This window comes from Methylobrevis pamukkalensis (genome assembly GCF_001720135.1).
GTDB lineage: Bacteria > Pseudomonadota > Alphaproteobacteria > Rhizobiales > Pleomorphomonadaceae > Methylobrevis > Methylobrevis pamukkalensis.
In genome coordinates, this window is the sequence record NZ_MCRJ01000056.1 from 1 (window position 1) to 26,974 (window position 26,974).

The window sequence follows — 26,974 nt, forward strand, 5'->3', positions numbered from 1 at the left end:
TTCGAGCGCCGGGGCGACAAGGAAGACCGTGATCTTGAACTCGCCTTCCGCAGGATCGTCTCGGGAGCAAACGCGCCGCGCAAGCCGTTGACCAACCTTGACGTCGTCTTTGTGGACAAGAAGGCCAATTCTGCCGGTCTTCAGATCGCCGATCTGACTGCACGGCCGATCGGAATCCATTATTTGCGGCCTCAACAGGAAAACCGAGCCTATGAGATTATCGAGAAAAAGCTTGTGGGGCGGATGAAATCCCGAAGAAACACGCCGAGGGACTTTCTTGTCGAGCCATAGCGAAAAGCCCCGGATTGCTCCAGGGCCAGACGCCGACCGAGAACCCCCGATCCATTTCCTATATAATGGGAATTATGTATTAAAAGTCAATAGTTTGTAGAGAAACTGATCATAACTCGCCAACCGATTCATTCGACTCGGCTTTTTCGAAATTCAGCGATCTTCGCCAGCGCCGCCGCCGGGTCGAGGCGGCCGTCGTAGAGCGCGCGGCCGGTGATCGCGCCGTCGAGGATGGCGCAGTCGGGCTGGAGCAGCCGGTCGATGTCGTCCATCGAGGCAAGGCCGCCGGAGGCGATCACCGGGATCGACACGGCGGCGGCCAGCTCCAGCGTCGAGGGGATGTTGAGGCCCTTGAGGATGCCGTCGCGGTCGATGTCGGTGTAGATGATCGCCGCCACCCCGGCGTCCTCGAATTTCTTCGCCAGATCCACGGCGGTGAGCTCGGAAGCCTCGGCCCAGCCCTCCACCGCCACCTTGCCGCCGCGCGCGTCGATGCCCACCGCGATCCGGCCGGGAAAGCGTGCCGCCGCGCTGCGGACCAATGCCGGATCGCGCACGGCGATGGTGCCGAGGATCACGCGGGCGATGCCCTTGTCGAGCCAGGCCTCGATCGCCTCGAGGCTGCGGATGCCGCCGCCGAGCTGCACCTTCATCGAGGTTGCGGCCAGGATCGCCTCCACCGCCGCGCCGTTGCGGCTGGCGCCGGCGAAGGCGCCGTCGAGATCGACCACATGCAGCCACGGAAAGCCGATGTCGGCAAAGGCCCGGGCCTGCGCCGCCGGGTCTCGTTGTAGACCGTCGCCTCGTTCATGTCGCCGAGCTTGAGCCGCACGCACTGGCCGGCCTTGAGGTCGATGGCGGGGTAGAGGATCATGGGGTGGTCCCGGATGGCAGGGGTGTTGCGAAAGACTGCAGGAGCGGCGCGTGAGCTGGCTGCGGTGTTGCGAAGGCTGGCGGCGGTGTTGCGAAAGCGGGCGGCAGTGTCGGATCGCCCCGCACTGCCCCCTGATCGTCATTCCCGCGAAAGCGGGAACCCAACTCTCCGCACGGGTCGACGTTCTGATGGCATGCGAAGCCGGTCGGATGGGCCTCATGCTCTCTCTCCGGTGATCCCCGCGGCACGATGGGTTCCCGCTTTCGCGGGAATGACGACGAACAGGAGCGGAGCCACGTCGAACAGATGCAGAGTGATGCCGAACGGGCGTGGCGTGACGCCGAACGGAAGACGTCCGCCGTCCTCGATCCGTCCCCGCGCTCTCACGGCCGCCATCTCAAAAAGTTCCCGAGCAGGGCGAGGCCCAGCGCCTGGCTCTTTTCGGGGTGGAACTGGGTGCCGACGAGGTTGTCGCGGCCGACGATGGCGGTGACGCTGCCGCCGTAGTCAGCGGTGGCGAGCACGTGGGCCGGATCGCCCGCCTGCAGATGATAGGAATGGACGAAATAGGCGTGCAGGCCGTCCGCGCCGGTGGGAATGCCGGCGAGCACCGGATGTGCGGTGGCGACGTCCAGGGTGTTCCAGCCCATGTGCGGCACCTTCAGCGCCGGATCGGATGGTTCGATCAGCGTCACGTCGCCGGGAATCCAGCCGAGGCCCTCGGTGGTCTCCTTCTCCAGCCCCCGGCTCGCCATCAGCTGCTGGCCGACGCAGATGCCGAGGAACGGGCGCCCGCCGGCGATCACCGCGCCGGTGAGCGCGTCGATCATGCCGGGCAGGGCGTCGAGGCCGCGGCGGCAGTCGGCAAACGCGCCGACACCGGGCAGGACGATGTGGTCGGCGCCCGCCACCGTCTCGGCGTCGTCGGTGACCGTCACCGCGCCGGAGTATCCGCTTTCGCGGGCGGCCCGCTCGATCGCCTTGGCGGCCGAACGCAGGTTGCCGGAGCCGTAGTCGATGATCGCGACGCTCATCGTGTGCCTCCGCGCGGGGTTGCCGGCAGGTAGCCGATCACCGCCGGCATGCCGGACGGGCGGGATTGTGCCCCGGCAAAGGGAGAGGGCGAAGATGCGGCCGGCGGGGCGGCACGGCGCGGCGCGACCAGCAGGCCGGTGAAGAAGCGCAGTTCCATGGTGTCGCGGTCCTTGCCTTCGACCACGCCGGCGAGCCGCCAGCCGGCCCGCTCCAGCGACCAGCAGCGCAGGTCGTTGGCATGGACCGCGAAGGCGACGGCCAGCAGCAGGCCGAGCACGGTCGCCGCCTCGGGCCGCCACAGCTGGCCGATCGCCTCGACCGCGAGGCTGGCGGCGATGAAGCCGGCCAGCACCCACCACATCCGGTGCCAGACCAGCCAGACGAAGGGCAGGACCAGCGCGGGCCAGGCGATGCCGTCTTTGACGAAGCGCACGTCGATCCGGTCCGGATCGCTGTCGCGCGTCGTGCCCGGCGCGACATAGGCGGCGTGAAGGGTCATGGCCGATGCTCCCTGTCGGCGGTCGTCCGGCGCACGCGTGTCCGCGCGGCGGTCATGTCCGGTCGATATCCCAAACCGGCGCGCGGATCAAAGCGTTCCCTTGGTGGAGGGAATCCGGCCGGCCTGGCGCGGGTCGATCTCCACAGCGGTGCGCAGGCAGCGCGCCAGCGCCTTGAAGGCGCTTTCGGCCACATGGTGGTCGTTGGCGCCGCTCAGCGTCTCGACGTGGAGCGTGATCCCGGCGTTCATGGCGAAGGCGCGGAACCACTCCTCGACGAGCTGGGTGTCGAAGGTGCCGATCTTCGGGGTCGAAAAGCCGAATTTCGCGACGAGAAACGGCCGGCCGGAGACGTCGATCGCGCAGCGCGTCAGCGCCTCGTCCATGGCGAGATGGCAGTCGGCGTAGCGGGTGATGCCCTTCTTGTCGCCGAGCGCCTCGGCAAAGGCCTTGCCGAGCGCGATGCCGACGTCTTCGACCGTGTGGTGGTCGTCGATGTGCAGGTCGCCCTTTGCGGAGATCCTCAGGTCGAACAGGCCGTGGCGGGCCACCTGGGTCAGCATGTGGTCGAAGAAGCCGACGCCGGTGGAAATCTCGGCCTTGCCCGTCCCGTCGAGATCGAGGGAGAGGGTGATGTCGGTCTCGGAGGTGGTCCGGGTGAGGCTGGCCTGACGCATGACGGTTTCCGGTGGCAGGACAAGGGAAGCGGCCGGGCACCGGAACGGCGACATCCGAGGCGATGCCGCACGCGGCCCTCTCCCCTTGCGGAAGAGGGTGCCCCGAAGGGGCGGGTGAGGGGACGGCGGCGCCGCCACCCCTCACCCGGTCGCTTCGCGACCACCTTCTCCCGCAAGGAGAGAAGGATTTCACGCATGCGGCCATCGCCCGAAACTGCCTGATTTCGGTGCGCCCTGCCGACGTGCCGCGACCTTTAGCAGGCTTTCCCGCCCCTGTCGCCGGTCTCGTCCGCGGGCCTTGGCCCAAGCACTGCATCCCATTCGGCACGCACCTCGGGGTCGGTTTCCTGATCAAGCCGCGAGGCGCCAAGCGCCGCCAGATCCTCGGCCGGCAGCAGCCGTCCGGCGGCCCAAACCGCCGTCCCGCGCACCACCGGATCGGGATCGTCCAGCAGTGCCGTCACCTTGCCGCCGAGCGCACCCGTGCCGGAGTTGCCGGCGGCGATCAGCAGGTTGCGCAGGAAGCGGTTGCGGCCGATGCGCTTGACCGGCGAACCGGAGAAGCGCTCGCGAAAGGCCGTGTCATCAAAGCCGAGCAGGTCGGCGATCGGTGGCGCCATCAGATCCGCCCGGGCGGACAGCTTCATCTCGGCGCCGGTCTGGGCGAACTTGTTCCAGGGACAGACCGCCAGGCAGTCGTCGCAGCCGTAGATCCGGTTGCCGATCGCCGCCCGGAATTCGGCCGGGATCGGCCCGGCATGCTCGATGGTGAGGTAGGAGATGCAGCGCCGCGCATCCAGCCGGTAGGGCGCGGGAAAGGCGTTTGTCGGGCAGGCGTCGAGACAGGCCCGGCAGGAGCCGCAGCGGTCGTCCTCCGGCGCGTCGGGCACAAGCTCGGCGGCGCAGAAGATCGCGCCGAGAAACAGCCACGAGCCGAAGTCGCGCGAGACCAGATTGGTGTGCTTGCCCTGCCAGCCGAGGCCGGCGCTGGCGGCCAGCGGCTTTTCCATCACCGGCGCGGTGTCGACGAACACCTTCACCTTCGCGCCGGTGTCGCGCTCGACCAGCCCGGCGATCTCCTTCAGCTTGCCCTTGATCACGTCGTGATAGTCGCGGCCGCGGGCGTAGACGGAGATGTTGGCGACGGACGGGTCGGCGAGATTTGCGAGCGCGTCGCCCTCCGGCCCGTAGTTGAGGCCGAGCATGACGACCGAGCGCACGTCCGGCCAGACAAGGCGCGGGTCGGCGCGGCGGTCGGCGGTGTCGGCGAGCCAGTCCATGGTGCCGTGATGGCCTTCGGCGATCGCCTCCCGCAGCCGCAGCCCCGCTTCGGCAACCCGCTCCGGCGTCGTCACGCGCAGCGCTCCGAAGCCGAGGCGTTCGGCGCGGTCGCGGGCGGCCCTGAGCGGATCGGCGGTCATGAAGGCAATGTGGACGACGTGGCCTCAGAAATCGAGATCCGCATAGGTGGGCGAGGCGGGCAGGCCCGTCACCTTGTCGGCGAGCAGGCCGCGGAAGGACGGGCGCGACTTGACCCGGGCGTACCAGGCGGTGGCGTGGGGATCCTCGTCCCACGGTACCTCGCCGATATAGTCGATCGCCGACAGTTCGGCGGCGGCGGCAAGGTCGGCAAAGGAAATGCGCTCGCCGGCCAGCCAGTCGCGGCTGCCCGCCAACCAGCCGATGTAGCGCAGGTGGTGGCGGATGTTGGCGCGTGCGGCGCGCAGAATCTGCGAATCGGGGGCACCGCCGCCCCGCGAGGACGGGATCTCCAGCTTGAAGATCCGCTCGTGGACGAAATAGTGCGTCACTTCCTCGTGGAACTTCTGGCCGAACCACAGCACCAGCCGGCGCATCTCGGCGCGCGCCTCCGGGTGATTCGGCATCAGCCGGCGATCGCCCATGGCGTAGCCGCGCGTCTCGTCGATGTATTCCATGATCACCGGCGCGCCGGCGATCGGCGGCCCGTCATTCTCGACGAGTACGGGCACGCTGCCGGCCGGATTGATCTGCAGGAAGTCCGGACGCCGCTCCCAGGGCCGTTCAGTCACGAACTCCACCTTGCAGTCGTGTTCGGAGAGCATCAGGCGGGCAAAGCGGGAGGCGGCGGAGAACGGATGGTGGAAGAGTTTCAGCATCGATGGTTCCGGGCCCGAGGCCGAGCGGGTCTGTCGGAAATTGGTAACCGTCACGGACGTAAGGTCGGCAGAGGCGGATGGTTCGCCCGGCGACCTCGTCTCATCCTCGTGACCCCTCGCCGGCGCATCACGCGGCGCCCGGCGGAAGGGTCTCTATAGAGCGCATCGCACCGGTGAACAAACGGTTTCGACGCGTCCCTCAATTGCAGCAATCGCCGGGGTGGTCCCCGGAAATCCAGGAGAGCCGGGCATGGATGCCGGAACTATTCTCGAGGCGGCGCTGCTCGGCCTCGTCGAGGGACTGACGGAATTCCTGCCCGTGTCGTCGACGGGCCACATCCTGCTGCTCGGCCATTTCCTCGGCTTCGAATCGACCGGCAAGACCTTCGAGGTGCTGATCCAGCTTGGTGCCGTGCTGGCGATTCTCACCGTCTACGCACGGCGGCTGACCACGATCGCGCTGGCCCTGCCGACCAGCGCGGCGGCGCGGCGCTTCGTGTTCGGCGTGCTGCTCGCCTTCCTGCCGGCGGTGGTGGTCGGCATCGCCCTGCACGACCTGATCAAGACCGTGCTGTTCGAATCGCCCCGGCTGATCTGCGTGTCGCTGATCCTCGGCGGCATCGTGCTGCTGGTGATCGACCGCCACCCGCCGACGCCGGTGCATTTCGACGCGACCCGCTACCCGCTGCGCACCTATTTCCTGATCGGCCTGTTCCAGTGCCTCGCGATGATCCCGGGCACCTCGCGCTCGGGCTCCACCATCGTCGGCGCCATGCTGCTCAAGGCCGACAAGCGCTCGGCGGCCGAATTCTCCTTCTTCCTCGCCATGCCGACCATGGCCGGCGCCTTCGCCTACGACCTTCTGAAGACGCGGCATTTGCTGACCATGGACGACGCGGCGGTGATCGCGGTCGGCTTCGTCGCCGCCTTCATCACGGCGGTGCTGGTGGTGCGCAAGCTGCTCGATTTCATCGGCCGCCACGGCTACGCGCCCTTCGGCTGGTGGCGGATCGCGGTCGGCACGGTCGGCCTGATCGCGCTGATGCTGTCGCCCGACGCCGGCCCGGCCGATGCCGCGGCAACCGAGGCCCGGCCGGCGGCGGTGTCCCAGGCGATCGCGCTCTCGGTTCCGGAGGCGGGACCGGCGGCGGCCGGCGCCTTCCGCGGCACGCTCGACGGGCCGCCCGCGGGCCATTTCCAGGCCCCCTGAACACCGCGGGCCAGGCCGCGACGGACACGAAAACGGCGGCACCCGGGCCGGGCGCCGCCGTTTTCGTCTGTCGCATGACGTCAGGTGCTCAGAGCGTGCGGGCCTTGTGCCGGTCGTACTGGCCGCGCGTCGTGTAGCGGTAGAGATAGGTCGGCAGGATCGCCGCCAGCGTCTGCGGCTCGATGCCGAGGCCGGCGAGGGTGCGGCCCTCGGCCTCCGCTTCGGCCGACACGAGATTGTCGGTCTTCAGCAGTTCGATCTGGTCGCGGGTGATCGGCGCGCCAGGCAGCCAGTCGGTGAATTTCGCGCCGGTCTCGGCGACCGCGAACGGGATGGACAGGAGCAGACGCTTGCGGCCGGTCTCCTCGCAGACCGTCTCGAGGCAGTCGCGGAAGCTCATCGCTTCCGGGCCGCCGAGTTCGTAGACCGCGCCCGGCGTCGCCCCGCCCTCGACGGCGATCGCCGCCGCCTCGCCGACGTCGGCCACATAGACCGGCTGGAACATGGTCTCGCCGCCGCCGATCAGCGGCAGCACCGGCGAGAGCCGGGCCATGGCGGCGAACTTGTTGAAGAAGCCGTCCTCGGGGCCGAACACGATCGAGGGCCGCAGGATCACGGCGGTGGGCACCGCCTCCCGCACGGCCGCCTCGCCGGCGGCCTTGGTGCGGGCATAGGCCGAAGCCGAGCCGGCGTCGGCGCCGATCGCGGAGACGTGGACGAGATGGGTGATGCCGGCCGCGCGGCAGGCCTCGGCGATGGCGCGCGCCCCGAAGGCCTGCACCGCCTCGAAGCTCTGGCGGCCGGAGGGGGCGAGGATGCCGACGAGGTTGACCACGGCGTCGGCGCCCTTGACCGCGGCCTCCACCGAGGCGCGGTAGCGCAGGTTGGCCTGCACGGCGTGGATCTGGCCGACCGTGCCGAGCGGCTGGAGATGGCCGGCGAGATCGGGCCGGCGCACGGCGACGCGCACGCGCCAGCCGCGGCGGGCGAGCGAACGGACCACATAGCGTCCGATGAAGCCGGACCCGCCGAAGACGGTGACGAGACGTCCGGAGCCGCTGGTCTTCTGCATGGGTATGACCTCGGGGCAGTCGAGAGGAATTCCGAGAAACGGTCTTAGCCAAGCGGGCGGGGGCTGTACAGCGGGGAATGTCCCCGATGGCGTCCGGGCGGCCGTCGGGGGCCGATGAAGAGATTTGCCGGATCGCATGCGAAATCGTCATGGAGGACGATTGACAAGGTCGCGACCTTCCCATATCCCTCGCCGCCGAGCCCAGGTGGCGGAATTGGTAGACGCGCAGGTTTCAGGTACCTGTGCCGCGAGGCGTGAAGGTTCGAGTCCTTTCCTGGGCACCAAATCCCCCGACCAGCAATGGTCGTCGTGAAGCAAGAAGCCCGGTTCGCCGGGCTTTTTTCTTGTCCAGAATTCTCTGGGCCCTCAGCCGGCCGGCGCGCCGGCCGGGATCTCCGCGATCGGGCCGGGCGTCAGCACCGTGAGCGCCCCGGGATGGATCCGCAGCGTCACCACCGGCGGCAGGTCGACGAGTTCGCCGTCGATCACGCAGCGGCGGACGTGGCCGCCGCGAAAGGCGAGGCGGATGCTGGTGGCCGTGCGGCTCTGAAGGTCCGGATTGGCGCGCCAGCGCCCGAGCAGCAGGTCGAGGCCGAGCCGCAGCGCGCCGCGTGCCGAGAGCGGGGCGGCCACGTAGAGGCCGAGCTGGCCGCCGTCGAGCCGGTCGGCATAGGGCAGGTGCCGGTCGCCGAACGGATTGTTGGACACGGCCACCGCGCTCGCGCGCCGGCGCTCCGTGCCCTCGGGAGTTGCGATCTCCACCTCGAAGTTCGGCGGACGCGACAGGGCGGCCGCGGCGGCGCGCAGCGTCGCCACGATCTTGCCGAGCCGCGAGCGGTAGACGATCGCCTTGCGCAGCTTGACCATCCGCGCCTTGAGGCCGACCGAGAACTGATGGACGAAGGGACGCCCGCCGAGCCCGGCCGTGCCGAGCCCGTCGCCCTCGATCACGGCGATGTCCACCGCCGCCGGCGTGCCCGCCGCCAGCTGGAGCACCGCCTCGTCGAGATCGGTCGAAAGACCGAGCGAACGGGCGAACAGGTTCATCGTGCCGCCCGGCAGCACGCCGAGGATCTTGCCGCCGCGCACCGCATGGCGGGCGGCCAGCGACACCGTCCCGTCGCCGCCGCAGGCGACGAGGACATCCACTGCGGGATCATCCGCCGCTGCCGCGATCGCCGCCTCCACCGCCTCCGGCGCCACGACGGCGCAGTCTGCGACATGGCCGTGGGCCACGAAGGCCTCGACGAGCCGGGTGCAGAAACTGTCCTGCTCGGTGCCCCGCGCGGTTCCGGCCATGCCGTTGACGACGGCCCGCACGCGCAGCGATGGCGGCGTGCGCGAGACGTCGTGCATCGCCCTGTCGGCGGTCGTCGCATCGGCTCTGTCGGGCATGGCGCAGTCCCTCCCGTCGTCAGTCCGGCCGTCCCTGGTCTGGTCATTCGGCCGGAAGGACAGGGACCAGATCCGGTCAACGCACGGCCTGCCGCGCCGGTTCCTGAGGGGAGGGGTTCAGGTGCCATCCCGCTCGCAACGCGCGCGCGGGTCCACGCTGCGGCCACGCCATGGTAGTCTGCAATCTCCGGGAGCAGACGACAGCACCAGTCAGCTAGGGCCGAGGCAGCTCTGGCGGCGAAGGAAAGGACCGAACCGATGCGCAGATTGCCGGCCGTGCCGCTGGGGACGAGTTCCGACCCGCAGGATCCCGATGCGCAGATGAGCATCGACGTGTTCCAGCCGGAGGGCGTGCGCGCCGAAAAGGTCGCCGTGGTGATCCACGGCCGCAACGGCAACAGCGATTCGCCGCACATGATGAAGGTGGTCCGCCCGTATCTGCGCCGCGGCTATGCGGTGGTCTCGGCCAATCTCTGCGCCTCCGAATGGAACGGCAGCGCCGGCACCGGCGCCGACTTCACCATCGGCCAGCACCTGCGCGACGCGCGGCGCGTGGTGCAGTGGACCCTCGACAACGCCGAGGACCAGGGCTGGCGGACGGACGGTCTCGTCCTCGCCGGCCACAGCATGGGCGGCTATGCCGTGCTGCGGCTGGCCGCCGAAGAGTTCGAGGGCCGCATCGCCCATGTGCTCGCGGTCTCGACCTTCACGTCCGGCGCCCGCCAGATCGAGGTGCGCCGGGCGCTGGCGCCGGACGGGATCGAGGTGCTCGCGCGCGAATGCCCGAGGGCGCTGGACGAGTGGCCGACCCACGACATCCTCGCGCTCGCAGACCGCCTGACGCTGCCGGTCGGGATCGTCGCGGGGCGCGGCGACATGGTCACCCCGCCCGCCAACTGCAAGGAACTGTTCGACCTTCTGCCCGATGGGATCTGCTATCTGGTCATGCCCGAGGCGCAGCACTGCATGGAGGGCGAGACATCCGAGGCCGTGATCGAGGCCGCCCTCGTGGTCCTCGACCAGACGCGTCGCGAAAGTCCGGCCGCGTGAGCGCAGCGTCGCCCGGCGACGGGCTCGCCGATCTCGACCGAGCGCTGGCCCGTCAGGCGGCGGCCTCGCGCCGGCATCTGGCCGCCAGCCTGTCGCGCACCGATCTCGTCCATGTCCGGCCGGAATTCGGCCAGCGCGTGCAGCCGGCCGCCGGCAGCGTGCTCGCCTCGCCGGTCTCGGCCCACTGGGACCCGGAACCCGACTATTTCTATCACTGGACCCGCGATGCGGCCATCGTCATGGCCGAGGTCGCGCGGCTGGCCGCGGAGGGAGACGAGGGCGGCCCGCCGGGGGGATGGGCACGGGCCTTTGCCGACTATGTCGCCTTCAGCCTGGCCACCACCCGGCTTGCCGGCGCCGGATCGGTACCGAACCCGCTGCGCCCGACGACGCGGGCCGATTGCCTCAAGCATCTGCGGTCCGACCAGGAACTGGCCGGCGTCTCCGGCGACACGATCCTCGCCGAACCCCGGGTCAACCCGGACGGCAGCACGGATCTGCAGCGCTGGGCGCGGCCGCAGCATGACGGACCGGCGCTGCGGGCACTGACGCTGCTGGAGCATCTGGCCAGCGCAGAAGTCAGCCCGGCGGCGGCCGAACTGCTTGCGGTCGATCTCCTTGAGACGGATCTGGGCTTCACCCTGCGCCAGGCCGGTTCGCCCTGCATCGGGCCGTGGGAGGAGGACGACGAGTTCGGCCACCACTATTTCACCGGCGTCTGTCAGCTCGGCGCGCTCGTGCGTGGCGCCGACCGGCTGGCGGCGGCCGGGCTGGACGCGCAGGCCGGGGAATGCCGAACGGCGGCGGACGCGCTGCGCCGTGCGCTGGATGGCCACTTCGACCCGCAACTCGGCGTCTACCGCGCGATCGCCGCGCGCGGCGGCGCCACTGACGCGCATCAGGTGGTCGATGCCTGCCAGGTCATGGCGGTCCTGCATGCCGGGCTCGAGGAGGGCCGCCACAGCGTCCTCGACGACCGGCTGCAGGCGAGCGTCCACGCGCTGGCGGCGGCGTTCTGCGACCTCTACCCGGTCAATCACGGCTCGGGGACGGGCTTCGGACCGCTGGTCGGCCGCAGCGTCGGCGACCGCTATTTCGGCGGCAATCCGTGGTTTCCCACAAGCTTCGCGCTGGCGGAGTTCCACTATGCGCTGGCGAAAAGGCTGCGGGACGGCGCGGCCTTACCCGAGACCGGCACCAACCTCGCCTTCCGCCGCGGCCTCTTCGGCGACACGGCCACCGGCGATGCCGCGGCGGCGCTGGCGGCGCGCGGCGACGCGGTCCTCGCCGCAACCCTTGCCCATGCCGGGCCGGACGGCGAGATGTCGGAACAGATCGACCGGACCACCGGTGCCCAACTCTCCGCCCGCCAGCTCACCTGGAGCCACGCCGCGCTGCTGTCCGTGGCCCGGGCGCGAGCGCAGTTAATTGTCATTCCCGCGAAAGCGGGAACCCATCGTTCGGCAGGGGTAACCGTCGAGATTGAAAAGAGAATTCGCTGAGAGTGCGATCTTCCATCCGGCGTTGCGCCCGGGGAGGGATGGGTTCCCGCTTTCGCGGGAATGACGATGGATGGGTGGTTTGTTGTGGCCCGATGGAGCGTTTCCCCGCCATCGCTTACGACCATTGTTCTCGCGTCACACCATCCCGCCCAACCTCTTCGACGAAAATCCCAGCGTCGCCAGACCACGCCCCACCTCCGGGCAGGCCATGAACAGGTCCCAGAGCAGGCCCGACCGAAAATTCTCGATCATCACCACGATCGGCCCCTGGTCGATCGCGAGATGGCTTTCGGCGACCCAGCCCGTGCCCGGGTGGAAGGCGTCGGCAAAGCCGAGGTCGCGCCAGATGGCGTCGCCGCGATCATCGTAAAAATGCCGCAGCGCCGCCATGGCGAGGTCGGGGGCGTAGGGGAAGGCCGACAGCGCCGCCGTCGGCGTGATCACGCCGCTGTCGTTGGTCGGCGCGTGGGCATCATAGCCGTTCGGATCGTCGCTGGCCGTCAGCCCCCAGCAGGCCGGACCGTAGCCGGCGTGGTGGTGGGGGTTTTCCACGCAGTGGGCGTGGTTGATCCGGGTGTGGGCGACATTCTGGACGAAATAGTCGGCATGGGAATCGGTCAGGCCGCGCGGATCGAGGCCGAGGAAGGAATAGTGCGAGAAGAACAGCGGACCGCCCTTCTCGGGGCCGAGCGGCAGCTCGATGCCATGCCAGCTCCGGCCATTGCGAAAATCGTTGCCCGTCACCCACGAGCTGTCGTAGGCGCGCCGCCCGATGCCGTGGCTGGGCGAGGCGGCGGCGAGGATGTGGGTGATCAGGCATTCGTTCCAGCCGGTGATCGGCAGGTCGATCGCAAAGCCGTGGCGCGGGCTCCAGTGCCACAGGAGCGCGCCGTCGGCCCGGACGAAGTGGTCCCATTCCACGCCGTGCCAGAGCCGGTCGATCGCGGCGGCGAGATCCGGCGCCTCGCCTTCCACGAAGCTGCGGGCCGCAAGCAGGCCGGCAATCAGGAACGAGGTCTCGACGAGGTCGCCGCCGTCGTCTTTTTCCGAGAAGGGGATCACCTTGCCGGTGGTCCCGTGCAGGAAATGCGGAAAGGCGCCGTGGAAGCGGTCGGCGCGCTCGAGGAAGCCGACGAGGCGGCGGATCTGCGCGATCACGTCTCTTTCTTCAGAAAGCCGCGCACGGCGCCGGCAACCAGCGCCATGACCCCGAAGCCGGTGCCGCCGGTGGTGACCGTGTCGGCGGCGGTGTAGCTCGCATAGGCGTCGTTGCTGCGCTCGCGCGCCATGCCGCTCACCGGATGGGCAAAATCGGTGAAATAGCGCAGCGTGCCGCGCTGGACGGTGTCGAGCAGCGCGGCGTCGGAAAGCCGGGTGAGGACGGCGGTCATGCGGGTGTTCTCCCGGTCAGGCGAGCCAGTCGATGGCGGTCTCGGACAGGTTCCACGGGTCCGGCCCGGCGCCGACGATGAAGCGGCCGGGCTCGAAGGCGCGGCGCACGTCGCCGACACTCTCGGCCACCGAGAAGGAGAGGTCGTCGCTGGTGAGCTCGAACGTCGCGTCCGCGTGCTCGCCGGGGGCGAGCGTCAGCTTGGCAAACCCCTTGAGTTCGCGCAGGGGGCGGCTGCGGCTCGCCAGCGGATCGCCGATGTAGAGCTGGACGACGGCGCTGCCCGTCCGCGCGCCGGTGTTGGTCACCGGCACCGTGACGCGCAGCCGGTCGCCGATGCCGGACAACTGCGTCTTCTCCGGCTGCGGCGCACCGAAGGCGAACTGCGTGTAGGAGAGGCCGAAGCCGAAGGGATAGAGGCCGTCGTCATGGCGGATGCCCTCGGGCACGTCCACATAGCCGCTGCGGAACTTCTGGAACCGGCCGGGGAAGGGCCGGCCGGTCGGCAGGCGGGCGTGGAACACCGGGATCTGGCCCTCGTGCCAGGGGAAGGTCGCCGGCAGGCGCCCGCCGGGCTCGGCCGCGCCGAACAGCACGTCGGCGATGCCGTGGCCGCTCTCGGTGCCGCCGAACCAGGCGATCAGGATCGCGTCGCAGTGGTCGACGATGTCGGTGAGGACGAGCGGCCGGCCGGTCATCACGACGGCCACCACCGGCTTGCCGGTTGCCTTCAGCGCCTTCAGCAGCGCCACCTGACCGGGGGCCAAGCGCAGATCGGTGCGCGAGGAGGATTCGCCGGCATATTCCCGCGCCTCGCCGACCACGGCGAGCGCCACGTCGGCGTCCCGCGCCTGCGCCACGGCTTCGGCGATCAGTTGCTCCGGCGACCGGCCGTCGATCGTGGCCGACAGCGCGGGCCCGGAATCATGCACGTTGAGCCGGGCGGCGAGCCAGGCCTCGTCGGTGATGTTGGCGCCGCGCGCCAGTGTGAAGCGGCAGCGGTTGCCGAGCCCGGCAGTCAGCGGCACCGCGTCGCGCCAGTCGCCGCAGACCGCCCAGGTGCCGTTCATGTTGACGCTGTCGTCGGCCAGCGGGCCGGACAGCGCGACGTTGCAGCCCTGAGCGAGCGGCAGCAGGCCGTCCTCGTTCTTGAGCAGCACGCAGCTGTCGGCCACCGCCTCGCGCGCGGCCTGCCGGTGTGCGGCCGACAGCAGCGCCACCGGCGGCCGGCCGGCCGCGCCGATGCGCAGATAGGGATCGTCGAGCAGGCCGAGCCGCTCCTTGGCGGCGAGCACCCGGCGGCAGGCCTCGTCCACCAGCGCCGGATCGAGCCGCCCCTCGGCCACCGCGTCGGCGAGATGCCGCACATAGGCCTCGCTGACCATGTCCATGTCGACCCCGCCGACGAGACCCTTGACGGCGGCGGCGGCAAGGTCGCCGGCGATGCCGTGGTAGGTCAGTTCCATCACGCCGGTGTAGTCGGCCACCACCGGGCCGTCGAAGCCCCAGGCGTGCCGCAGCACCCCGCGCAGCAGGCCGGCATGGGTGTGCATCGGCACGCCGTTGAGGGCATGGAAGGCGGCCATGATGCTGCCGGCGCCGGCGGCCACCCCGGCCTGGAACGGCGGCAGGTAGACGTCGTGCAACTCGGTCGGGCTCATGTCGGCGCGGTCGTAGTCGCGTCCGCCGGTCGCTGCGCCATAGCCGACGAAATGCTTGAGGCAGGCCATCACCGATTCGGGGCAGGCAAGGTCGTCGCCCTGGAAGCCGCGCACCAGCGCCTCGGAAAAGCGCGCGGCGAGATGGGGATCCTCGCCGGGGCTTTCGGCGATCCGGCCCCAGCGCGGATCGCGGCAGACGTCGATCATCGGCGCATAGGCCTGGTCGATGCCCATGCCCGACGCCTCGACCGCCGAGACCCGCGCCGCGCGCGCGACGAGGTCCATGTCGAAACTGGCGGCCAGCGCCAGCGGGATCGGGAAGATCGTCCGGTAGCCGTGGATCACGTCCTCGGCGAACATCAGCGGGATCTTCAGCCGGGTCTCCATGGCGAGATCCTGGAAGGCGCGCATCGCCTCGCGGCTCTTCACGCCGAAGATCGATCCGATCGCGCCGGCCCGTACCTTGCCGGCGACATCGGCATTGGCAACCGACCCGGTCAGGGTGTCGCCGCCGGGGGTCACCAGATTGAGCTGGCCGATCTTCTCCGCCAGCGTCATCCGCGCGAGAAGGTCGTCGATCCGTCCGGACATGCGTCGTGCCTTTCCTGGTGCTCCCGGCCGCGATTGTCCGCGTCCCGTCGTGCCCGTGAGCACCGGTCGCGAAGCAGGGGTGCCGCTCGCGACCACTTGTGGCGGAAAATCGGGGCGAGAGAAAGGGAGGGCGACCCGCGACAGGCGCCGGACGCGGCCGGCCGTCGTCAGGCGGGCTGCAGGCGGCCGGCGAAGCACACCCTGTTGCGCCCGGAGCTCTTGGCTGCATAGAGCGCGCCGTCGGCGCCGCGCATCAGGTCGTCGAAGGTCAGCCCGTCGGGTCCTGCCACCGCGACGCCGAGGCTGGCGGTGACCGCGATCTGCCGGTTGCCGACGCGGATCTTCCGCTCCGCGATCGCAAGGCGGATGCGCTCGGCGACCTGGTCGACGTCGCCCGGCGCGATGTCGCAGAGATAGACGCCGAACTCCTCGCCGCCGAGCCGGGCCACGATGTCGCGCCCGCGCAGCGTGCCGCGGATCGCGTCCGCCACCTCGCACAGCACCGCGTCGCCCGTCTCGTGGCCGTAGCGGTCGTTGATCGACTTGAAGCGGTCGACATCGATCATCACCAGCAGGCGCCGTCGTCGATCAGCGCGCCGATTCCGTCCACCATGTGGCGCCGGTTGCCGACGCCGGTCAGCGAATCGGTGGTGGCCAGAAGGTGAAGGCGGGCCGATGTCCGCTCGTTGATGAAGACGACGAGCAGCAGCACGGTGAGAAGGCTCAGCTGCAGCGAGCCGGCCATCAGCAGCCCGTCGCCGATCATCTGCCGGCCCGCAAGAAGATTGGCCGCGAGTGCGGTCAGGACCATGACATGCAGCAGCATGATGGTGGCGATGAAGCGGCGCGCGCGCATCGGTTCGTGCCGGTAGGACGCCAGCATCGACCCGGCCGCGGCGAGCACGCACAGGGTCACCGCCAGGCAGAGCATCAGCCGGTGCGAGACGGCATCGTCGTGGGCGAAGGTCGCAGCGACCGCCACGAGCGGCAGGATCACGCCGAGCAGGCGGCGCGCGAAGCGCGGATCCGACCGGCCGGCGCTGATCTCGCGCACGCCAAGGAAGAAGAAGGCCCAGGAGGCCGCGCCGATGAAGAGCAGGGCGAAGCTCGTCGTGGACGGCACGGCGCCCCCGCTTTCCCACAGGGCGAGGATCACCGCGGAGGCAGAGCCGCAGGCATAGTGGGCCATCATCCATCCGGCGCCGGGCACGGCATCGAGATAGCGCCAGACATAGGCGAAGGTGACCAGCCCGACGAGGAAGGAAATCTGGTGGAGGAACAGCACCGTCGGGATGTCGATCACGAAATCTGCCATGGTCTCCCCGGCTGCTGGCGGCCATGCGAAGCGCACGCCGCAGGCAAGTGTAGGCCACGCGCGGTAAATTTCCCGTTGCCCGCAGATCGGCGGGGCCGATGACAGCTGCGGAGGGCGACGCGGCGCGCCGGGAGACTCAGGCCGGACCGCCCGCGCTGCGCGCCTTCAGGAGTGCCTTCAGGTCCACCGCCGGATCGGCCGCTTCCTCGGGCGTCAGCCGGATCCCGGCCGAAATCAGCTTGCGCGCGACCATGTGGTCGGCGGGGCGGTTGACCGTCTCGACCACGGCCAGGCTGTCGCCGCGAAAGCCGAACACGGTGAAGGCGCCCTCGGCAGGATCGCCGCGCATCGTCCAGCGGTCGCAGCCATGGGACAGGCCGGCAATCTGCAGCTTGTGCGGCCCCTGGTCACTCCAGAACCACGGCAACGCCACATAGGGCTCCGGATGGCCGGCGAGGCGGCGAGCGACGCAGCGGGCCTGGTCGACGGCGTTCTGCACCGATTCGAGCCGGAGCCGGGTGCCGACATGGGGGCTGGGGAAGGCGGCGCAGTCGCCGATCGCCGAGATCGCCGGGTCGGCGGTCAGCAGGAATTCGTCGACCATGATGCCGTTGTCGCAGGGCAGGCCGGCGGCATGGGCAAGGCGGTCCTCGGCGAGGACGCCGATGCCGACCAGCACCAGATCGGCGGGCACGCGCGTGCCGTCGGCGAGAACCACCGCCTCGACCCGGCCGTCCGTTCCCTCCAGCGCGGCGACGCCGGCGCCGAACAGCAGCCGGGCGCCGGAGCGGTCGTGGGCGCCGTGATAGAAGGTGGAGATTTCCGAGGACACCGCCCGGCCGAGCGGCCGCGCGCCGAGTTCGATCACCGTCACCGACTTGCCCGCCGCCACCGCCGCCGCGGTGAGTTCGAGGCCGATGAAGCCGGCGCCGACGACGACGATGGCCGTCGCCGCCTCGACCTCGGTCTTCAGCCGCGCCGCATCGCCGAGCGTGTAGAGCGTGAGCACGCCGGCAAGGGCGCGGCCGGGCACGTCGAAGGGCCGGGCGCGGGTGCCGGTGGCGAGCACCAGATGGTCGTAGCCAAGGCGTTCGCCGCCCGCCAGCACGAGTTCGCGCGCCTCCCGGTCGATCGCCAGGGCCGTGGTGCCGAGCCGGAGGTCGATGTCCTTGGCTGCATAGAAGGCGCCGGCCCGCAGCAGGAGGCCCTCGGCGCCGGTCTCGCCCTTGAGATAGGCCTTGGAGAGCGGCGGCCGCTGGTAGGGCAGGTCGGCTTCGCCCGACAGGAGACGGATCGGACCCTGGAATCCCTCGTCCCGAAGACTGGCCGCTACCTGCACGCCGGCATGGCCGGCCCCGACGATGACGACGTTTCCGCTGCTCATTCCGCCTGCTCTTCCCCGTGACTGCGTGCATGTGCTGCGCATGCTTGCCGCCCGTGCGCGGCGGCCGGCACCATAGCAGAGGCAAGGCGCAAGGCGAGGGCGTTGAAAGCGCCAGATCGCGTCCGCGCCGCTGCCGACAGACGTTGCACGGACGGCCTTGCGGGTGTTGCACGAATGCACGTCCGTGATGAAAACAGCGCCCCATGCCGGGGCGGAGGAATTGATATGTTGAATTTCGAGGTCGACGGACGAATAGTTGAGCCTAGGAATGCGGGTGGCTCGGCCACATCGCAGCAACAGAGGTGGACCATGATGCGCAATCTTCTTTTGGCGGGTACGGCGGCTGCCCTTCTGCTTGGCTCGGCTTCCCTTGCGTCGGCCGCCGACATCGCTGAGCCGATTCCGGCGGCGCCCGAAGCGCCTATGGAAGCAGCGATCTTCGACTGGACCGGCATCTATGCCGGCGCCAACATCGGCTACGGTTTCGGCGGCGAGGACGTGATCGGCACCCGGCCGCCCGGCCTCGGGGTCGGCACCGCCGAGATCAGCGGCGTGTTCGGCGGCCTCCAGGTCGGTTACAACTACCAGATGGGTTCGGCGGTCGTCGGCATCGAGGCCGATCTCCAGCTGGCCGACATCGAGGATGACGTGTCGAACGGCACCGTCAGCGGCACGGCGACCGTCGACTGGTTCGGCACCGTGCGGCCGCGGGTCGGTTTTGCCTATGACCGCACCCTGTTCTACGGCACCGGCGGTCTTGCCTACGGCCACTACGAATACGAAGGCAGTGCCTTCGGTACCTCGGCCGGCGCCGACGACACCTATGTCGGCTGGACGGTCGGCGCGGGCGTCGAGCATTCCTTCACCGACAACCTCTCGGCCAAGGTCGAGTATCTCTACGTCGACCTCGGCAACAAGGACGTCTCGATCCTGGGCGTCGAGACGACCCCCTCGCCGAACTTCCATTCGGTCCGCCTGGGCCTGAACTACCGCTTCTGAGCGACGGGTTCCAGATAGCCGGCTGATCCGGCCGGTGTTCGATCGGACGCGGCGCTTCGGCGCCGCGTCTTTTTTTGCCCTTCGTCCGGTTCGCCGCCTGTGCCGCGACCGGCCATTGTGCAGTGCCGCGACGAAAGGCGCGGTGACGGGCCGGCATCTGCGCCCTATATCCGAAGACGGCGACCGGATGCCGGGGCAGGCAGGGACGCGGCGGGACACGGAAGAGGGGCGAGCGGGCCATGACCAAGACCAGTGCGGGCAATTTCTTCGAGGACTTCCGCATCGGCCAGGTGATCCGCCACGCCACGCCGCGCACCGTCACCGCCGGCGACGTGGCGCTCTACCAGGCGCTGTTCGGCAGCCGCTTCGCGGTCCAATCGTCCGACGACTTCGCCCGCGCGATCGGCTACGACAAGAGCCCGGTCGACGACCTCCTTGCCTTCCACATCGTCTTCGGCAAGACCGTGCCGGACATCTCGCTCAATGCGATCGCCAACCTCGGCTATGCCGGCGGCCGCTTCCTGTCGCCGGTCTATGTCGGCGACACCCTGTCGACCGTGTCCGAGGTGATCGGTCTTCGGGAGAATTCCAACGGCAAGACCGGCGTCGTCTATGTCCGCTCCACCGGCTACACGGCCGAGGGGACCGAGGTGGTCGACTATGTGCGCTGGGTGATGGTGCGCAAGCGCGACGAGGCGGCGCCGGCCCCCGAGCCCGTGGTGCCGACCCTGCCGAAGGCGCTCCCCGCCGATGCGCTCGGCAATGCGGTGCCGCTGCTCGACACCGGCGCCTGGGACGACGAGCTGGCCGGATCGGTCCATCGCTTTTCGGACTACCGCGTCGCGAGCGGATCGACCACGTCGACGGCATGACCATCGAGGAGGCCGAGCACCAGCTCGCCACCCGGCTCTACCAGAACACCGCCCGCGTGCATTTCAACCAGTTCCACGAGGCCTCGGGCCGCAACGGCCGACGCATCGTCTACGGCGGCTACGTGATCTCGCTCGCCCGGGCGCTGACCTTCAACGGCCTCGGCAATGCCTTCCATGTCGCGGCGATCAACGGCGGGCGCCACGTCAACCCGACCTTTGCCGGCGACACGATCTTCGCCTGGTCGGAAATCCTCGAGACCGGCGAGATCCCCGGCCGTACCGATGTCGGCGCCCTGCGGGTGCGCACGGTGGCGACGCGGAACCGCCCCTGCGCGGACTTCCCCGGCGCCGAAGACGATGGCCGGCCTGATCCGTCCGTGGTTCTCGATCTCGACTACTGGGTCCTGATCCCGCTCTGAGAGAGGGCGGGCCGTCCCGGCTGTCGGCCCCGTGTCATGTCTTTCCGGTAGACGACCTTCGTTGCGCAGCGCTGATCCGGTGGCATTACGTATACGTAAAGCAGAGTCTTCGCGCGTGGATCGACAGCGTAACCCGCGGAGACTCGCAGATTTCGTCGCGGGTGGGGCACTTTGTGCTTTGACGATGGCGGCGCGCTACGTTAGAACCCGTGCAGAGACGAGTTCAAGAGTGACGCTTACGTAAACGTAAGTACCATCCTGTCCAAGGCGCCGGTCCGGCAGGGAACGGTGGCAGGGGGCGGGCGTTCAAGGTCAGGATGACGTCGATGGCAGACCTTTCGCGCAAGAGCGCCCGCCCGCTTTCACCGCACCTGCAGATCTACCGGCCGATGCTGACGATGATGATGTCGATCGTGCATCGCATCACGGGATCGGCGCTCTACGTCGGCACGCTGCTGCTGGTGTGGTGGCTGGTCGCCGCCGCGGCGGGGCCGGCCTATTTCGAGGTCGCGGACGGGTTCTTCGGCTCGATCGTCGGCCAGCTGATCCTGTTCGGCTACACTTGGGCGCTGCTCCACCACATGCTCGGCGGCATCCGCCATTTCATCTGGGACTTCGGCCATGGCCACGGCGCCGAGGCCCGCGAGCTGCTGGCCAAGGGCACCCTGGCCGGTTCGATCGTCCTGACGATCCTCGTCTGGATCGTCGTCATCATCCTGCGCTGAGGAGACCGCGATGAAGGCGGACATCCGTACCCCGCTCGGCCGTGTCCGCGGCCTCGGCTCGGCCCGCGACGGCACCGGCCACTTCTGGCGCCAGCGGCTCACCGCCGCCTCCAACGTGCCGCTGCTGCTCTATTTCGTGGTCTTCCTCATTTCGGTGCAGGGCACCGGCCATGCCGGCCTGGTCGCGGCGTTGCAAAATCCGCTCAATGCCATCGCCATGCTGCTCGTGGTGATCTCCGCGGTGGTCCACATGCGTATCGGCATGCAGGTGATCATCGAGGACTACGTTCACGCGGAGGGTCTGAAGATCCTCCTGCTCATGGGCAACACCTTCTTCGCGGTCTTCGTCGGCCTCGCGCTGGTGTTTTCCATCCTGAAGATCGGCTTCGGAGGCTGACACGATCATGGCAACCGCCAACACCGGCGCGAAGGCCTTCAACATCGGCGGGCGCGCCTATCCCTACACCGACCACGCCTTCGACGTGGTGGTGGTCGGGGCCGGCGGCGCGGGTTTGCGCGCCGCGCTCGGCATGGCCGAGCAGGGGCTGAAGACCGCCTGCATCACCAAGGTGTTCCCGACCCGCTCGCACACCGTCGCCGCCCAGGGCGGGATCGCCGCGTCGCTGCAGAACATGACGCCCGACAGCTGGCAATGGCACATGTACGACACGGTGAAGGGGTCCGACTGGCTCGGCGACGTCGACGCCATGGAGTATCTCGTCCGCGAGGCCCCGGCCGCCGTCTACGAGCTGGAGCACTACGGCGTGCCCTTCTCGCGCACCGAGGACGGGCGGATCTACCAGCGGCCGTTCGGCGGTCACATGCAGAACTACGGCGAGGGCCCGCCGGTGCAGCGCACCTGCGCCGCCGCCGACCGGACCGGCCACGCCATCCTGCACACGCTCTACGGCCAGTCGCTCAAGCACAACGCCCAGTTCTTCATCGAGTATTTCGCGCTCGACCTGATCATGTCCGACGACGGCGCCGTCACCGGCGTGATCGCCTGGAATCTCGACGACGGCACGATCCACCGCTTCCGCGCCAAGATGGTGGTGATGGCGACCGGCGGCTACGGCCGCGCCTATTTCTCGGCCACCTCCGCCCACACCTGCACCGGCGACGGCGGCGGCATGGTCGCCCGCGCCGGCCTGCCGCTGCAGGACATGGAATTCGTGCAGTTCCATCCGACCGGCATCTACGGTTCGGGCTGCCTGATCACCGAGGGCGCGCGCGGCGAGGGCGGCTACCTGGTCAATTCCGAGGGCGAGCGCTTCATGGAGCGCTATGCCCCCTCGGCCAAGGATCTTGCCAGCCGCGACGTCGTCTCGCGCTGCATGACGATCGAGATCCGCGAGGGCCGCGGCGTCGGCAAGAACAGGGACCATATCTTCCTGCATCTCGACCATCTCGATCCCGGCCTGCTGCACGAGCGCCTGCCCGGCATCTCCGAGAGCGCGCGGATCTTCGCCGGCGTCGACGTCACCCGCGATCCGATCCCGGTGCTGCCGACGGTCCACTACAACATGGGCGGCATCCCCACCAACTACTGGGGCGAGGCGCTCAATCCGACCGCGGACGATCCCAACCGGATCCAGCCCGGCCTGATGGCGGTGGGCGAGGCCGGCTGCGCCTCGGTCCACGGGGCCAACCGCCTCGGCTCCAACTCGCTGATCGACCTCGTGGTCTTCGGCCGCGCCGCGGCGATCCGCGCGGGCCAGATCCTGGACCGCAGCGCGGCGGTGCCGGAAGCCAGCATGGCCTCCTGCGAGAAGGTGATGGCCCGCTTCGACCGCATCCGCCATGCGAACGGCACGATCCCGACCGCCGACCTGCGTCTGGAGATGCAGAAGGCGATGCAGGAGGATGCGGCGGTGTTCCGCACGCAGGAAAGCCTGGAAAGCGGCTGCCGTCGCCTCGATGCGATCTGGAAGAAGCAGGCGGATCTCAAGGTCCACGACCGCTCGCTGATCTGGAACACCGATCTCGTCGAGACGCTGGAGCTGGAAAACCTCGTGATCAACGCGGTCACCACGGTCTACGGCGCCGAGGCCCGCAAGGAGAGCCGCGGCGCCCATGCCCGCGAGGACTTCAAGGACGGCCCGCTCGGCGGCCGCGACGACGAGGCCTGGCGCAAGCACACGATCTCGCGCGTCGCCGAGGACGGCACGGTCAGCCTCGACTACCGTCCGGTGATCACCGATCCGCTGACGGCCTACGAGGACGGCGGCATCGACCCGAAGAAGATCGCTCCCAAGGCGCGCGTCTACTGAGCTTTCAAGGCGCGTGCCGGGACGTCCGGCCCGCGCTCCCGAATTTCGGCGCGCCGCGGCGGTCACGAGGACCGGCGCAGGCCCCGGAGACGATCGAGGATCGACGAGATGGTTGAGCTCACGCTGCCGAAGAACTCGAAGATGACCGAGGGCAAGGTCTGGCCGAAGCCCGCGGGCGCGACCAACCTGCGCGAATTCCGCATCTATCGCTGGAATCCGGACGACGGCGCCAACCCGCGGATCGACACCTTCTACGTCGATGTCGACGACTGCGGGCCGATGGTCCTCGACGGCCTCATCTACATCAAGAACAGGATCGACCCGACGCTGGCCTTCCGCCGCTCCTGCCGCGAGGGCATCTGCGGCTCCTGCGCCATGAACATCGACGGCACCAATACGCTGGCCTGCACCAAGGGCATGGCCGACGTCACGGCCGGCGCGGTGAAGATCTATCCGCTGCCGCACATGTCGGTGGTCAAGGACATCATCCCGGACCTTACCAACTTCTACGCCCAGCATCGCTCGATCGAGCCCTGGCTGAAGACGACGACGCCGGCGCCCCAGACCGAATGGCTGCAGAGTCACGCCGACCGCGAAAAGCTCGACGGGCTCTACGAGTGCATCCTCTGCGCCTGCTGCTCCACCTCCTGCCCGAGCTACTGGTGGAACGGCGACCGCTATCTCGGCCCGGCCGCGCTGCTGCAGGCCTATCGCTGGCTGATCGATTCGCGCGACGAGGCGACCGGCGATCGGCTCGACAATCTGGAAGATCCGTTCCGGCTCTACCGCTGCCACACCATCATGAACTGCGCCAAGGCCTGCCCGAAGGGCCTCAATCCGGCGAAGGCGATCGCCGAGATCAAGATGATGATGGTGGAACGCCGGGTCTGATCGCGCGGTCGTGAATGTTTCGATCTGTCGGACGTTCACGAGTTACGGCCTGACCGGGTGCTGGCCGTCTCCCGGGGAAGACCGGTTGCTCAGCGCCCGTCGCCGGGCGGCAGGATCGTGATCGCGGGGGTGGGGCGCTGCGGTGACGGATCGCCCGCCTGGCGGCTAAAATCGTCCGGATCGAGATCGACCACACCCGGCCCGCGCCGCCCGCCGCGGGTGGAGACGATCACCGTCATCCGCCGGCGGATCGCCCCGACCAGCGCGCGGCGCACGGCCGGCACCAGCAGCAGAAATCCGAAGGTGCTGGAGACGAAGCCGGGGACGAGGATCAGGATCGCCGCGACCGCCAGCAGGCCGCCCTGGATCATCTCGTCACCGGGCGCCCGCCCGGCCGCCATCTCGGCGCGGATCCGCGTCACCAGCGCAAATCCCTGCATGCGCAGGAGGGCCGTGCCGACCAGCATGGCGCCGAGGATCAGGCCGAGGGTGGCGAGGACGCCGATCTTCGAGCCGACGACGATGAATGTCGCGATCTCGATCGCGGGCAGGAGCAGGATCAGCAGCGGCAGCAGCAGGACGGGCTTCATCGAGGGACCTTGTCGGCGATCCGGGCACCGCTGCGAACGGGCGGCGGCCCCTCATCGGGCCGGCCGTCCTCGTGCCGAAACGGTCCGCGGGCGTGAACAGTCTCCATTTGCCGACTTTCTCCCCGCCGGAGCAGGAAAAAGAGGTCCGGCGATTGGAACGCGGGTGGACGTATCTTAAATAGGTAGATATCGCCATTACGCCAGATCTTCGATGAAAGCGGACCCGCGCGGCAATGAACGGATTCATGGACCTCACGAGCCTCATTTTCCTCGTCATCGCCGTTGCGGTGTTCTGGCGGCTGCGCAGCGTGCTGGGAAGCCGCACCGGCACCGAACGTCCGCCGGCCGAGCCGTTCAAGCGCCGCGAGGAACGGGCGCAGGCCGACGAGGCGTCCGAGGGCAATGACAATGTCGTCGCCCTGCCGACCGCCGTCAGGTCGCGGATGCCGGCCGATGCGGAGGCGCGCCAGAGGATCGATGCGGTCGCTCCCGCCGGCAGCGCGCTGAATTCCGCCCTGCGGATGATTCTCTCCGCCGACCAGACGTTCGATCCCGCGCATTTCGTGACGGGCGCCAAGGCGCCTACGAGATGACCGTGACGGCCTATGCCGCCGGCGATCGCAACGAGCTCAAGGGTCTTCTGTCTCCGGAGGTGTTCGCGAGCTTTGCCGCGGCGATTGCCGAGCGCGAGAAGCGCGGCGAGCGGATGGAGTTCAGCTTCGTCGGCGTCGACCGGGCGGACATCATCGAGGCGTCGCTCACCGAAGGCACCGCCCAGGTGACGGTCCGCTTCGTGAGCAAGCTGATCTCGGCCACCTTCGACAAGTCCGGCGCGCTGATCGACGGCGAGCCGTCGAAGGTCACCGAGGTCACCGACATCTGGACCTTTGCCCGCGAGGTGCGCTCGCGCGATCCGAACTGGCGTCTGGTCGCGACCGAATCCGACGCCTGACGGTCCGACCGTCATGGCCTCGCCCCCGGCACACCCGCTCGCCCGCCTCGTTCCCCGACGATTTTCCACCCTTGACGGATGGGCTGCGACGACCATGCGGCAGCCCTTTCCGCGTTCCGGCCGAGCGCGGCGCGGATCCTCGAGAAGGTGCCGTCGACCCGCGGGCTCGGCCTCGACGGTGCGGGGCTGCTGGCGCCGGCGCAGGCGGCGCTGGCCATGGCCGATGACGGCGATCCCGACGCCGCCCGCCGCTTCTTCGAAACCTGGTTCTCGCCGATCGCGATCCGGCCGACCTCCGGCGGCGGCTTCGTCACCGGCTACTACGAGCCGGAAGTCGACGGGTCGCGCCGCCGCAGCGCGCGCTTTCCCGTGCCGCTCTACCGCAAGCCCGAAGGGCTGGTGGAGATCCCGGAGGGTGCGCCGCGCGGGACGGTGCCGGCCGACGTGACCTGGGGCCTTGCCACACCCGACGGCTTTGCCGAGGCCCCGGACCGCCGGGCGGTGCAGGACGGCGCGCTGGAGGGGCTCGGCCTTGAACTCGTCTACGTGGCGAGCCTGGTGGAGGCCTTCTTCATCCACGTGCAGGGCTCGGCCCGGATCCGCCTCGAGGAGGGCGGTTCGATGCGGGTCGGCTTTGCCGGCAAGACCGGCCATCCCTATTTTCCGGTCGGCCGGGTGCTGATCGAACAGGGGCACCATGCGCCGGGCGAGGTGACCGCCGACGTGCTGCGCACGTGGCTGGAGGCCCATCCGGCCGAAACGCCGGCGGTGCTCGCCCGCAACCGCTCCTTCATCTTCTTTGCCGAGGTCGAGGCCAGCGATCCGTCGAGGGGCCCGGTCGCTGCCGCCGGCGTGCAACTCACCCCCGGCCGGTCGCTGGCCGTCGACCGCACGCTGATGACCTTCCACATGCCGGTCTGGATCGACCTCGACGTGGAGCTCGACGGCATTGCCGTACCCGGCGGCGTGCGCCGGCTGATGATCGCCCAGGACACCGGCTCGGCCATTGTCGGCCCGGCGCGCGGCGACATCTTCTTCGGCTCGGGCGAGACCGCCTGGCGGCAGGCAGCTCCCGTGCGCCATCCCGCCGCCTTCACGGTGCTGGCGCCGCGCCGCGCGCCCCGCGGAGGCCGCCGTGGCGCGTCGTGACCGCCGGAAAGGTGGGCTCAGCGAG

Annotated in this window: 25 protein-coding genes, 1 tRNA gene and 2 pseudogenes; 13 read left to right on the forward strand and 15 right to left on the reverse strand. The window is 69.3% G+C overall.

Features of this window, described 5'->3' with window-relative positions:
* On the forward strand, positions 1 to 291 hold a 291-nt coding region (locus A6302_RS22140), incomplete at its 5' end, for a DUF3800 domain-containing protein (protein ID WP_141703654.1).
* Positions 292 to 419: 128 nt separating this feature from the next.
* On the opposite strand, the gene A6302_RS10690 is transcribed toward A6302_RS22140, so the two are convergent.
* From A6302_RS10690 to A6302_RS10715, 6 genes are all read right to left on the reverse strand, one after another.
* Positions 420 to 1,127, reverse strand: coding sequence for a 1-(5-phosphoribosyl)-5-[(5-phosphoribosylamino)methylideneamino] imidazole-4-carboxamide isomerase (locus A6302_RS10690; RefSeq protein WP_210183313.1), 708 nt, complete (start codon positions 1,125 to 1,127; stop codon positions 420 to 422).
* Positions 1,128 to 1,548: 421 nt separating this feature from the next.
* Positions 1,549 to 2,199: an imidazole glycerol phosphate synthase subunit HisH gene (gene hisH, locus A6302_RS10695; protein WP_069307028.1), complete on the reverse strand. Its 651-nt coding sequence runs from the start codon at positions 2,197 to 2,199 to the stop codon at positions 1,549 to 1,551.
* Positions 2,196 to 2,699 (reverse strand): DUF2628 domain-containing protein, encoded by a 504-nt coding sequence (locus A6302_RS10700; protein ID WP_069307029.1) that lies wholly within the window; start codon positions 2,697 to 2,699, stop codon positions 2,196 to 2,198. Before A6302_RS10700 ends, hisH begins: the two co-directional genes overlap by 4 nt.
* Before the next feature lie 87 nt (positions 2,700 to 2,786).
* Entirely contained in the window at positions 2,787 to 3,374 is a 588-nt protein-coding gene (hisB, locus tag A6302_RS10705; RefSeq protein ID WP_069307030.1) for an imidazoleglycerol-phosphate dehydratase HisB, read from the reverse strand.
* Positions 3,375 to 3,628: 254 nt separating this feature from the next.
* Positions 3,629 to 4,795, reverse strand: a complete 1,167-nt coding sequence (queG, locus tag A6302_RS10710; protein ID WP_069307031.1) for a tRNA epoxyqueuosine(34) reductase QueG — start codon at positions 4,793 to 4,795, stop codon at positions 3,629 to 3,631.
* A 24-nt stretch (positions 4,796 to 4,819) separates the two neighbouring features.
* The gene (locus A6302_RS10715) at positions 4,820 to 5,512 is read right to left on the reverse strand and encodes a glutathione S-transferase family protein (protein WP_069307032.1); all 693 of its coding nucleotides are present in this window, start codon (positions 5,510 to 5,512) and stop codon (positions 4,820 to 4,822) included.
* A 250-nt stretch (positions 5,513 to 5,762) separates the two neighbouring features.
* Here A6302_RS10715 and A6302_RS10720 point away from each other — a divergent pair, with 250 nt between their 5' ends.
* A complete protein-coding gene (locus A6302_RS10720; protein WP_083255679.1) occupies positions 5,763 to 6,722 on the forward strand; it encodes an undecaprenyl-diphosphate phosphatase in 960 nt (319 codons plus the stop codon).
* An 88-nt stretch (positions 6,723 to 6,810) separates the two neighbouring features.
* Here A6302_RS10720 and A6302_RS10725 read toward each other — a convergent pair whose 3' ends face one another.
* Positions 6,811 to 7,794 (reverse strand): complex I NDUFA9 subunit family protein, encoded by a 984-nt coding sequence (locus A6302_RS10725; protein WP_069307033.1) that lies wholly within the window; start codon positions 7,792 to 7,794, stop codon positions 6,811 to 6,813.
* 199 nt (positions 7,795 to 7,993) lie between these two features.
* Between A6302_RS10725 and A6302_RS10730 the strand changes: the two genes are divergently transcribed.
* Positions 7,994 to 8,078 (forward strand) — tRNA-Leu (locus A6302_RS10730).
* Positions 8,079 to 8,160: 82 nt separating this feature from the next.
* On the opposite strand, the gene A6302_RS10735 is transcribed toward A6302_RS10730, so the two are convergent.
* On the reverse strand, positions 8,161 to 9,189 hold the full coding sequence (locus A6302_RS10735) for a diacylglycerol/lipid kinase family protein (RefSeq protein WP_083255680.1): 1,029 nt from the start codon (positions 9,187 to 9,189) through the stop codon (positions 8,161 to 8,163).
* A gap of 258 nt (positions 9,190 to 9,447) precedes the next feature.
* Between A6302_RS10735 and A6302_RS22145 the strand changes: the two genes are divergently transcribed.
* Together A6302_RS22145 and A6302_RS10745 are read left to right on the forward strand one after the other, a co-directional pair.
* Positions 9,448 to 10,239, forward strand: a complete 792-nt coding sequence (locus A6302_RS22145) for an alpha/beta hydrolase family protein (protein ID WP_069307034.1) — start codon at positions 9,448 to 9,450, stop codon at positions 10,237 to 10,239.
* Positions 10,236 to 11,741 carry a glycoside hydrolase family 15 protein gene (locus A6302_RS10745; protein WP_069307035.1) on the forward strand — a complete coding sequence of 502 codons (1,506 nt, stop codon included), beginning with the start codon at positions 10,236 to 10,238 and terminating at the stop codon, positions 11,739 to 11,741. The genes A6302_RS22145 and A6302_RS10745 overlap by 4 nt, the downstream gene beginning before the upstream one ends.
* A gap of 135 nt (positions 11,742 to 11,876) precedes the next feature.
* On the opposite strand, the gene A6302_RS10750 is transcribed toward A6302_RS10745, so the two are convergent.
* The 6 genes from A6302_RS10750 to A6302_RS10770 all read right to left on the reverse strand — a co-directional run bounded on the left by A6302_RS10750 (position 11,877) and on the right by A6302_RS10770 (position 18,082).
* On the reverse strand, positions 11,877 to 12,899 hold the full coding sequence (locus tag A6302_RS10750; RefSeq protein ID WP_245294023.1) for a glucoamylase family protein: 1,023 nt from the start codon (positions 12,897 to 12,899) through the stop codon (positions 11,877 to 11,879).
* On the reverse strand, positions 12,896 to 13,132 hold the full coding sequence (locus A6302_RS24450; protein ID WP_245294024.1) for a hypothetical protein: 237 nt from the start codon (positions 13,130 to 13,132) through the stop codon (positions 12,896 to 12,898). The genes A6302_RS10750 and A6302_RS24450 overlap by 4 nt, the downstream gene beginning before the upstream one ends.
* A 16-nt stretch (positions 13,133 to 13,148) precedes the next feature.
* Complete coding sequence (gene bglX / locus A6302_RS10755; RefSeq protein ID WP_069307036.1) at positions 13,149 to 15,383, reverse strand: beta-glucosidase BglX; 2,235 nt, start codon at positions 15,381 to 15,383, stop codon at positions 13,149 to 13,151.
* 167 nt (positions 15,384 to 15,550) lie between these two features.
* A complete protein-coding gene (locus A6302_RS22890; RefSeq protein WP_069307037.1) occupies positions 15,551 to 15,949 on the reverse strand; it encodes a GGDEF domain-containing protein in 399 nt (132 codons plus the stop codon).
* A complete protein-coding gene (locus A6302_RS22895; protein WP_069307038.1) occupies positions 15,949 to 16,698 on the reverse strand; it encodes a hypothetical protein in 750 nt (249 codons plus the stop codon). The genes A6302_RS22890 and A6302_RS22895 overlap by 1 nt, the downstream gene beginning before the upstream one ends.
* A 136-nt stretch (positions 16,699 to 16,834) precedes the next feature.
* Positions 16,835 to 18,082, reverse strand: coding sequence for an NAD(P)/FAD-dependent oxidoreductase (locus A6302_RS10770; RefSeq protein WP_083255681.1), 1,248 nt, complete (start codon positions 18,080 to 18,082; stop codon positions 16,835 to 16,837).
* Between the two features lie 312 nt (positions 18,083 to 18,394).
* Here A6302_RS10770 and A6302_RS10775 point away from each other — a divergent pair, with 312 nt between their 5' ends.
* From A6302_RS10775 to A6302_RS10800, 6 genes and pseudogenes are all read left to right on the forward strand, one after another.
* Positions 18,395 to 19,081, forward strand: coding sequence for an outer membrane protein (locus A6302_RS10775; RefSeq protein WP_069307046.1), 687 nt, complete (start codon positions 18,395 to 18,397; stop codon positions 19,079 to 19,081).
* Between the two features lie 239 nt (positions 19,082 to 19,320).
* Positions 19,321 to 20,372: pseudogene (locus A6302_RS10780) on the forward strand (MaoC family dehydratase).
* A gap of 326 nt (positions 20,373 to 20,698) precedes the next feature.
* A complete protein-coding gene (gene sdhC / locus A6302_RS10785) occupies positions 20,699 to 21,097 on the forward strand; it encodes a succinate dehydrogenase, cytochrome b556 subunit (protein WP_069307040.1) in 399 nt (132 codons plus the stop codon).
* Positions 21,098 to 21,107: 10 nt separating this feature from the next.
* On the forward strand, positions 21,108 to 21,494 hold the full coding sequence (gene sdhD, locus A6302_RS10790; RefSeq protein WP_069307041.1) for a succinate dehydrogenase, hydrophobic membrane anchor protein: 387 nt from the start codon (positions 21,108 to 21,110) through the stop codon (positions 21,492 to 21,494).
* Between the two features lie 7 nt (positions 21,495 to 21,501).
* Positions 21,502 to 23,367, forward strand: coding sequence for a succinate dehydrogenase flavoprotein subunit (sdhA, locus tag A6302_RS10795; RefSeq protein ID WP_069307042.1), 1,866 nt, complete (start codon positions 21,502 to 21,504; stop codon positions 23,365 to 23,367).
* A gap of 108 nt (positions 23,368 to 23,475) precedes the next feature.
* Positions 23,476 to 24,258 carry a succinate dehydrogenase iron-sulfur subunit gene (locus tag A6302_RS10800; RefSeq protein WP_069307043.1) on the forward strand — a complete coding sequence of 261 codons (783 nt, stop codon included), beginning with the start codon at positions 23,476 to 23,478 and terminating at the stop codon, positions 24,256 to 24,258.
* An 89-nt stretch (positions 24,259 to 24,347) separates the two neighbouring features.
* Here the strand turns inward: A6302_RS10800 and A6302_RS10805 are convergent, their stop codons facing one another.
* Positions 24,348 to 24,848, reverse strand: a complete 501-nt coding sequence (locus tag A6302_RS10805; RefSeq protein WP_069307044.1) for an FxsA family protein — start codon at positions 24,846 to 24,848, stop codon at positions 24,348 to 24,350.
* 245 nt (positions 24,849 to 25,093) lie between these two features.
* Here A6302_RS10805 and A6302_RS10810 point away from each other — a divergent pair.
* Both A6302_RS10810 and mltA read left to right on the forward strand, forming a co-directional pair.
* Positions 25,094 to 25,800, forward strand: a pseudogene (locus A6302_RS10810) (Tim44/TimA family putative adaptor protein).
* Between the two features lie 147 nt (positions 25,801 to 25,947).
* Positions 25,948 to 26,949: a murein transglycosylase A gene (mltA, locus tag A6302_RS10815; protein ID WP_245294025.1), complete on the forward strand. Its 1,002-nt coding sequence runs from the start codon at positions 25,948 to 25,950 to the stop codon at positions 26,947 to 26,949.
* Positions 26,950 to 26,974 lie beyond the last annotated feature (25 nt).

Excerpts from the sequence above, each read along its gene's own strand:
- hisH (WP_069307028.1), bottom strand. The coding sequence starts at position 2,199 with ATGAGCGTCGCGATCATCGACTACGGCTCCGGCAACCTGCGTTCGGCC.
- A6302_RS10700 (WP_069307029.1), bottom strand. The coding sequence starts at position 2,699 with ATGACCCTTCACGCCGCCTATGTCGCGCCGGGCACGACGCGCGACAGC.
- hisB (WP_069307030.1), bottom strand. The coding sequence starts at position 3,374 with ATGCGTCAGGCCAGCCTCACCCGGACCACCTCCGAGACCGACATCACC.
- queG (WP_069307031.1), bottom strand. The coding sequence starts at position 4,795 with ATGACCGCCGATCCGCTCAGGGCCGCCCGCGACCGCGCCGAACGCCTC.
- A6302_RS10715 (WP_069307032.1), bottom strand. The coding sequence starts at position 5,512 with ATGCTGAAACTCTTCCACCATCCGTTCTCCGCCGCCTCCCGCTTTGCC.
- A6302_RS10720 (WP_083255679.1), top strand. The coding sequence starts at position 5,763 with ATGGATGCCGGAACTATTCTCGAGGCGGCGCTGCTCGGCCTCGTCGAG.
- A6302_RS10725 (WP_069307033.1), bottom strand. The coding sequence starts at position 7,794 with ATGCAGAAGACCAGCGGCTCCGGACGTCTCGTCACCGTCTTCGGCGGG.
- A6302_RS10735 (WP_083255680.1), bottom strand. The coding sequence starts at position 9,189 with ATGCCCGACAGAGCCGATGCGACGACCGCCGACAGGGCGATGCACGAC.
- A6302_RS22145 (WP_069307034.1), top strand. The coding sequence starts at position 9,448 with ATGCGCAGATTGCCGGCCGTGCCGCTGGGGACGAGTTCCGACCCGCAG.
- A6302_RS24450 (WP_245294024.1), bottom strand. The coding sequence starts at position 13,132 with ATGACCGCCGTCCTCACCCGGCTTTCCGACGCCGCGCTGCTCGACACC.
- bglX (WP_069307036.1), bottom strand. The coding sequence starts at position 15,383 with ATGTCCGGACGGATCGACGACCTTCTCGCGCGGATGACGCTGGCGGAG.
- A6302_RS22890 (WP_069307037.1), bottom strand. The coding sequence starts at position 15,949 with ATGATCGATGTCGACCGCTTCAAGTCGATCAACGACCGCTACGGCCAC.
- A6302_RS22895 (WP_069307038.1), bottom strand. The coding sequence starts at position 16,698 with ATGGCAGATTTCGTGATCGACATCCCGACGGTGCTGTTCCTCCACCAG.
- A6302_RS10770 (WP_083255681.1), bottom strand. The coding sequence starts at position 18,082 with ATGAGCAGCGGAAACGTCGTCATCGTCGGGGCCGGCCATGCCGGCGTG.
- A6302_RS10775 (WP_069307046.1), top strand. The coding sequence starts at position 18,395 with ATGCGCAATCTTCTTTTGGCGGGTACGGCGGCTGCCCTTCTGCTTGGC.
- sdhC (WP_069307040.1), top strand. The coding sequence starts at position 20,699 with ATGGCAGACCTTTCGCGCAAGAGCGCCCGCCCGCTTTCACCGCACCTG.
- sdhD (WP_069307041.1), top strand. The coding sequence starts at position 21,108 with ATGAAGGCGGACATCCGTACCCCGCTCGGCCGTGTCCGCGGCCTCGGC.
- sdhA (WP_069307042.1), top strand. The coding sequence starts at position 21,502 with ATGGCAACCGCCAACACCGGCGCGAAGGCCTTCAACATCGGCGGGCGC.
- A6302_RS10800 (WP_069307043.1), top strand. The coding sequence starts at position 23,476 with ATGGTTGAGCTCACGCTGCCGAAGAACTCGAAGATGACCGAGGGCAAG.
- A6302_RS10805 (WP_069307044.1), bottom strand. The coding sequence starts at position 24,848 with ATGAAGCCCGTCCTGCTGCTGCCGCTGCTGATCCTGCTCCTGCCCGCG.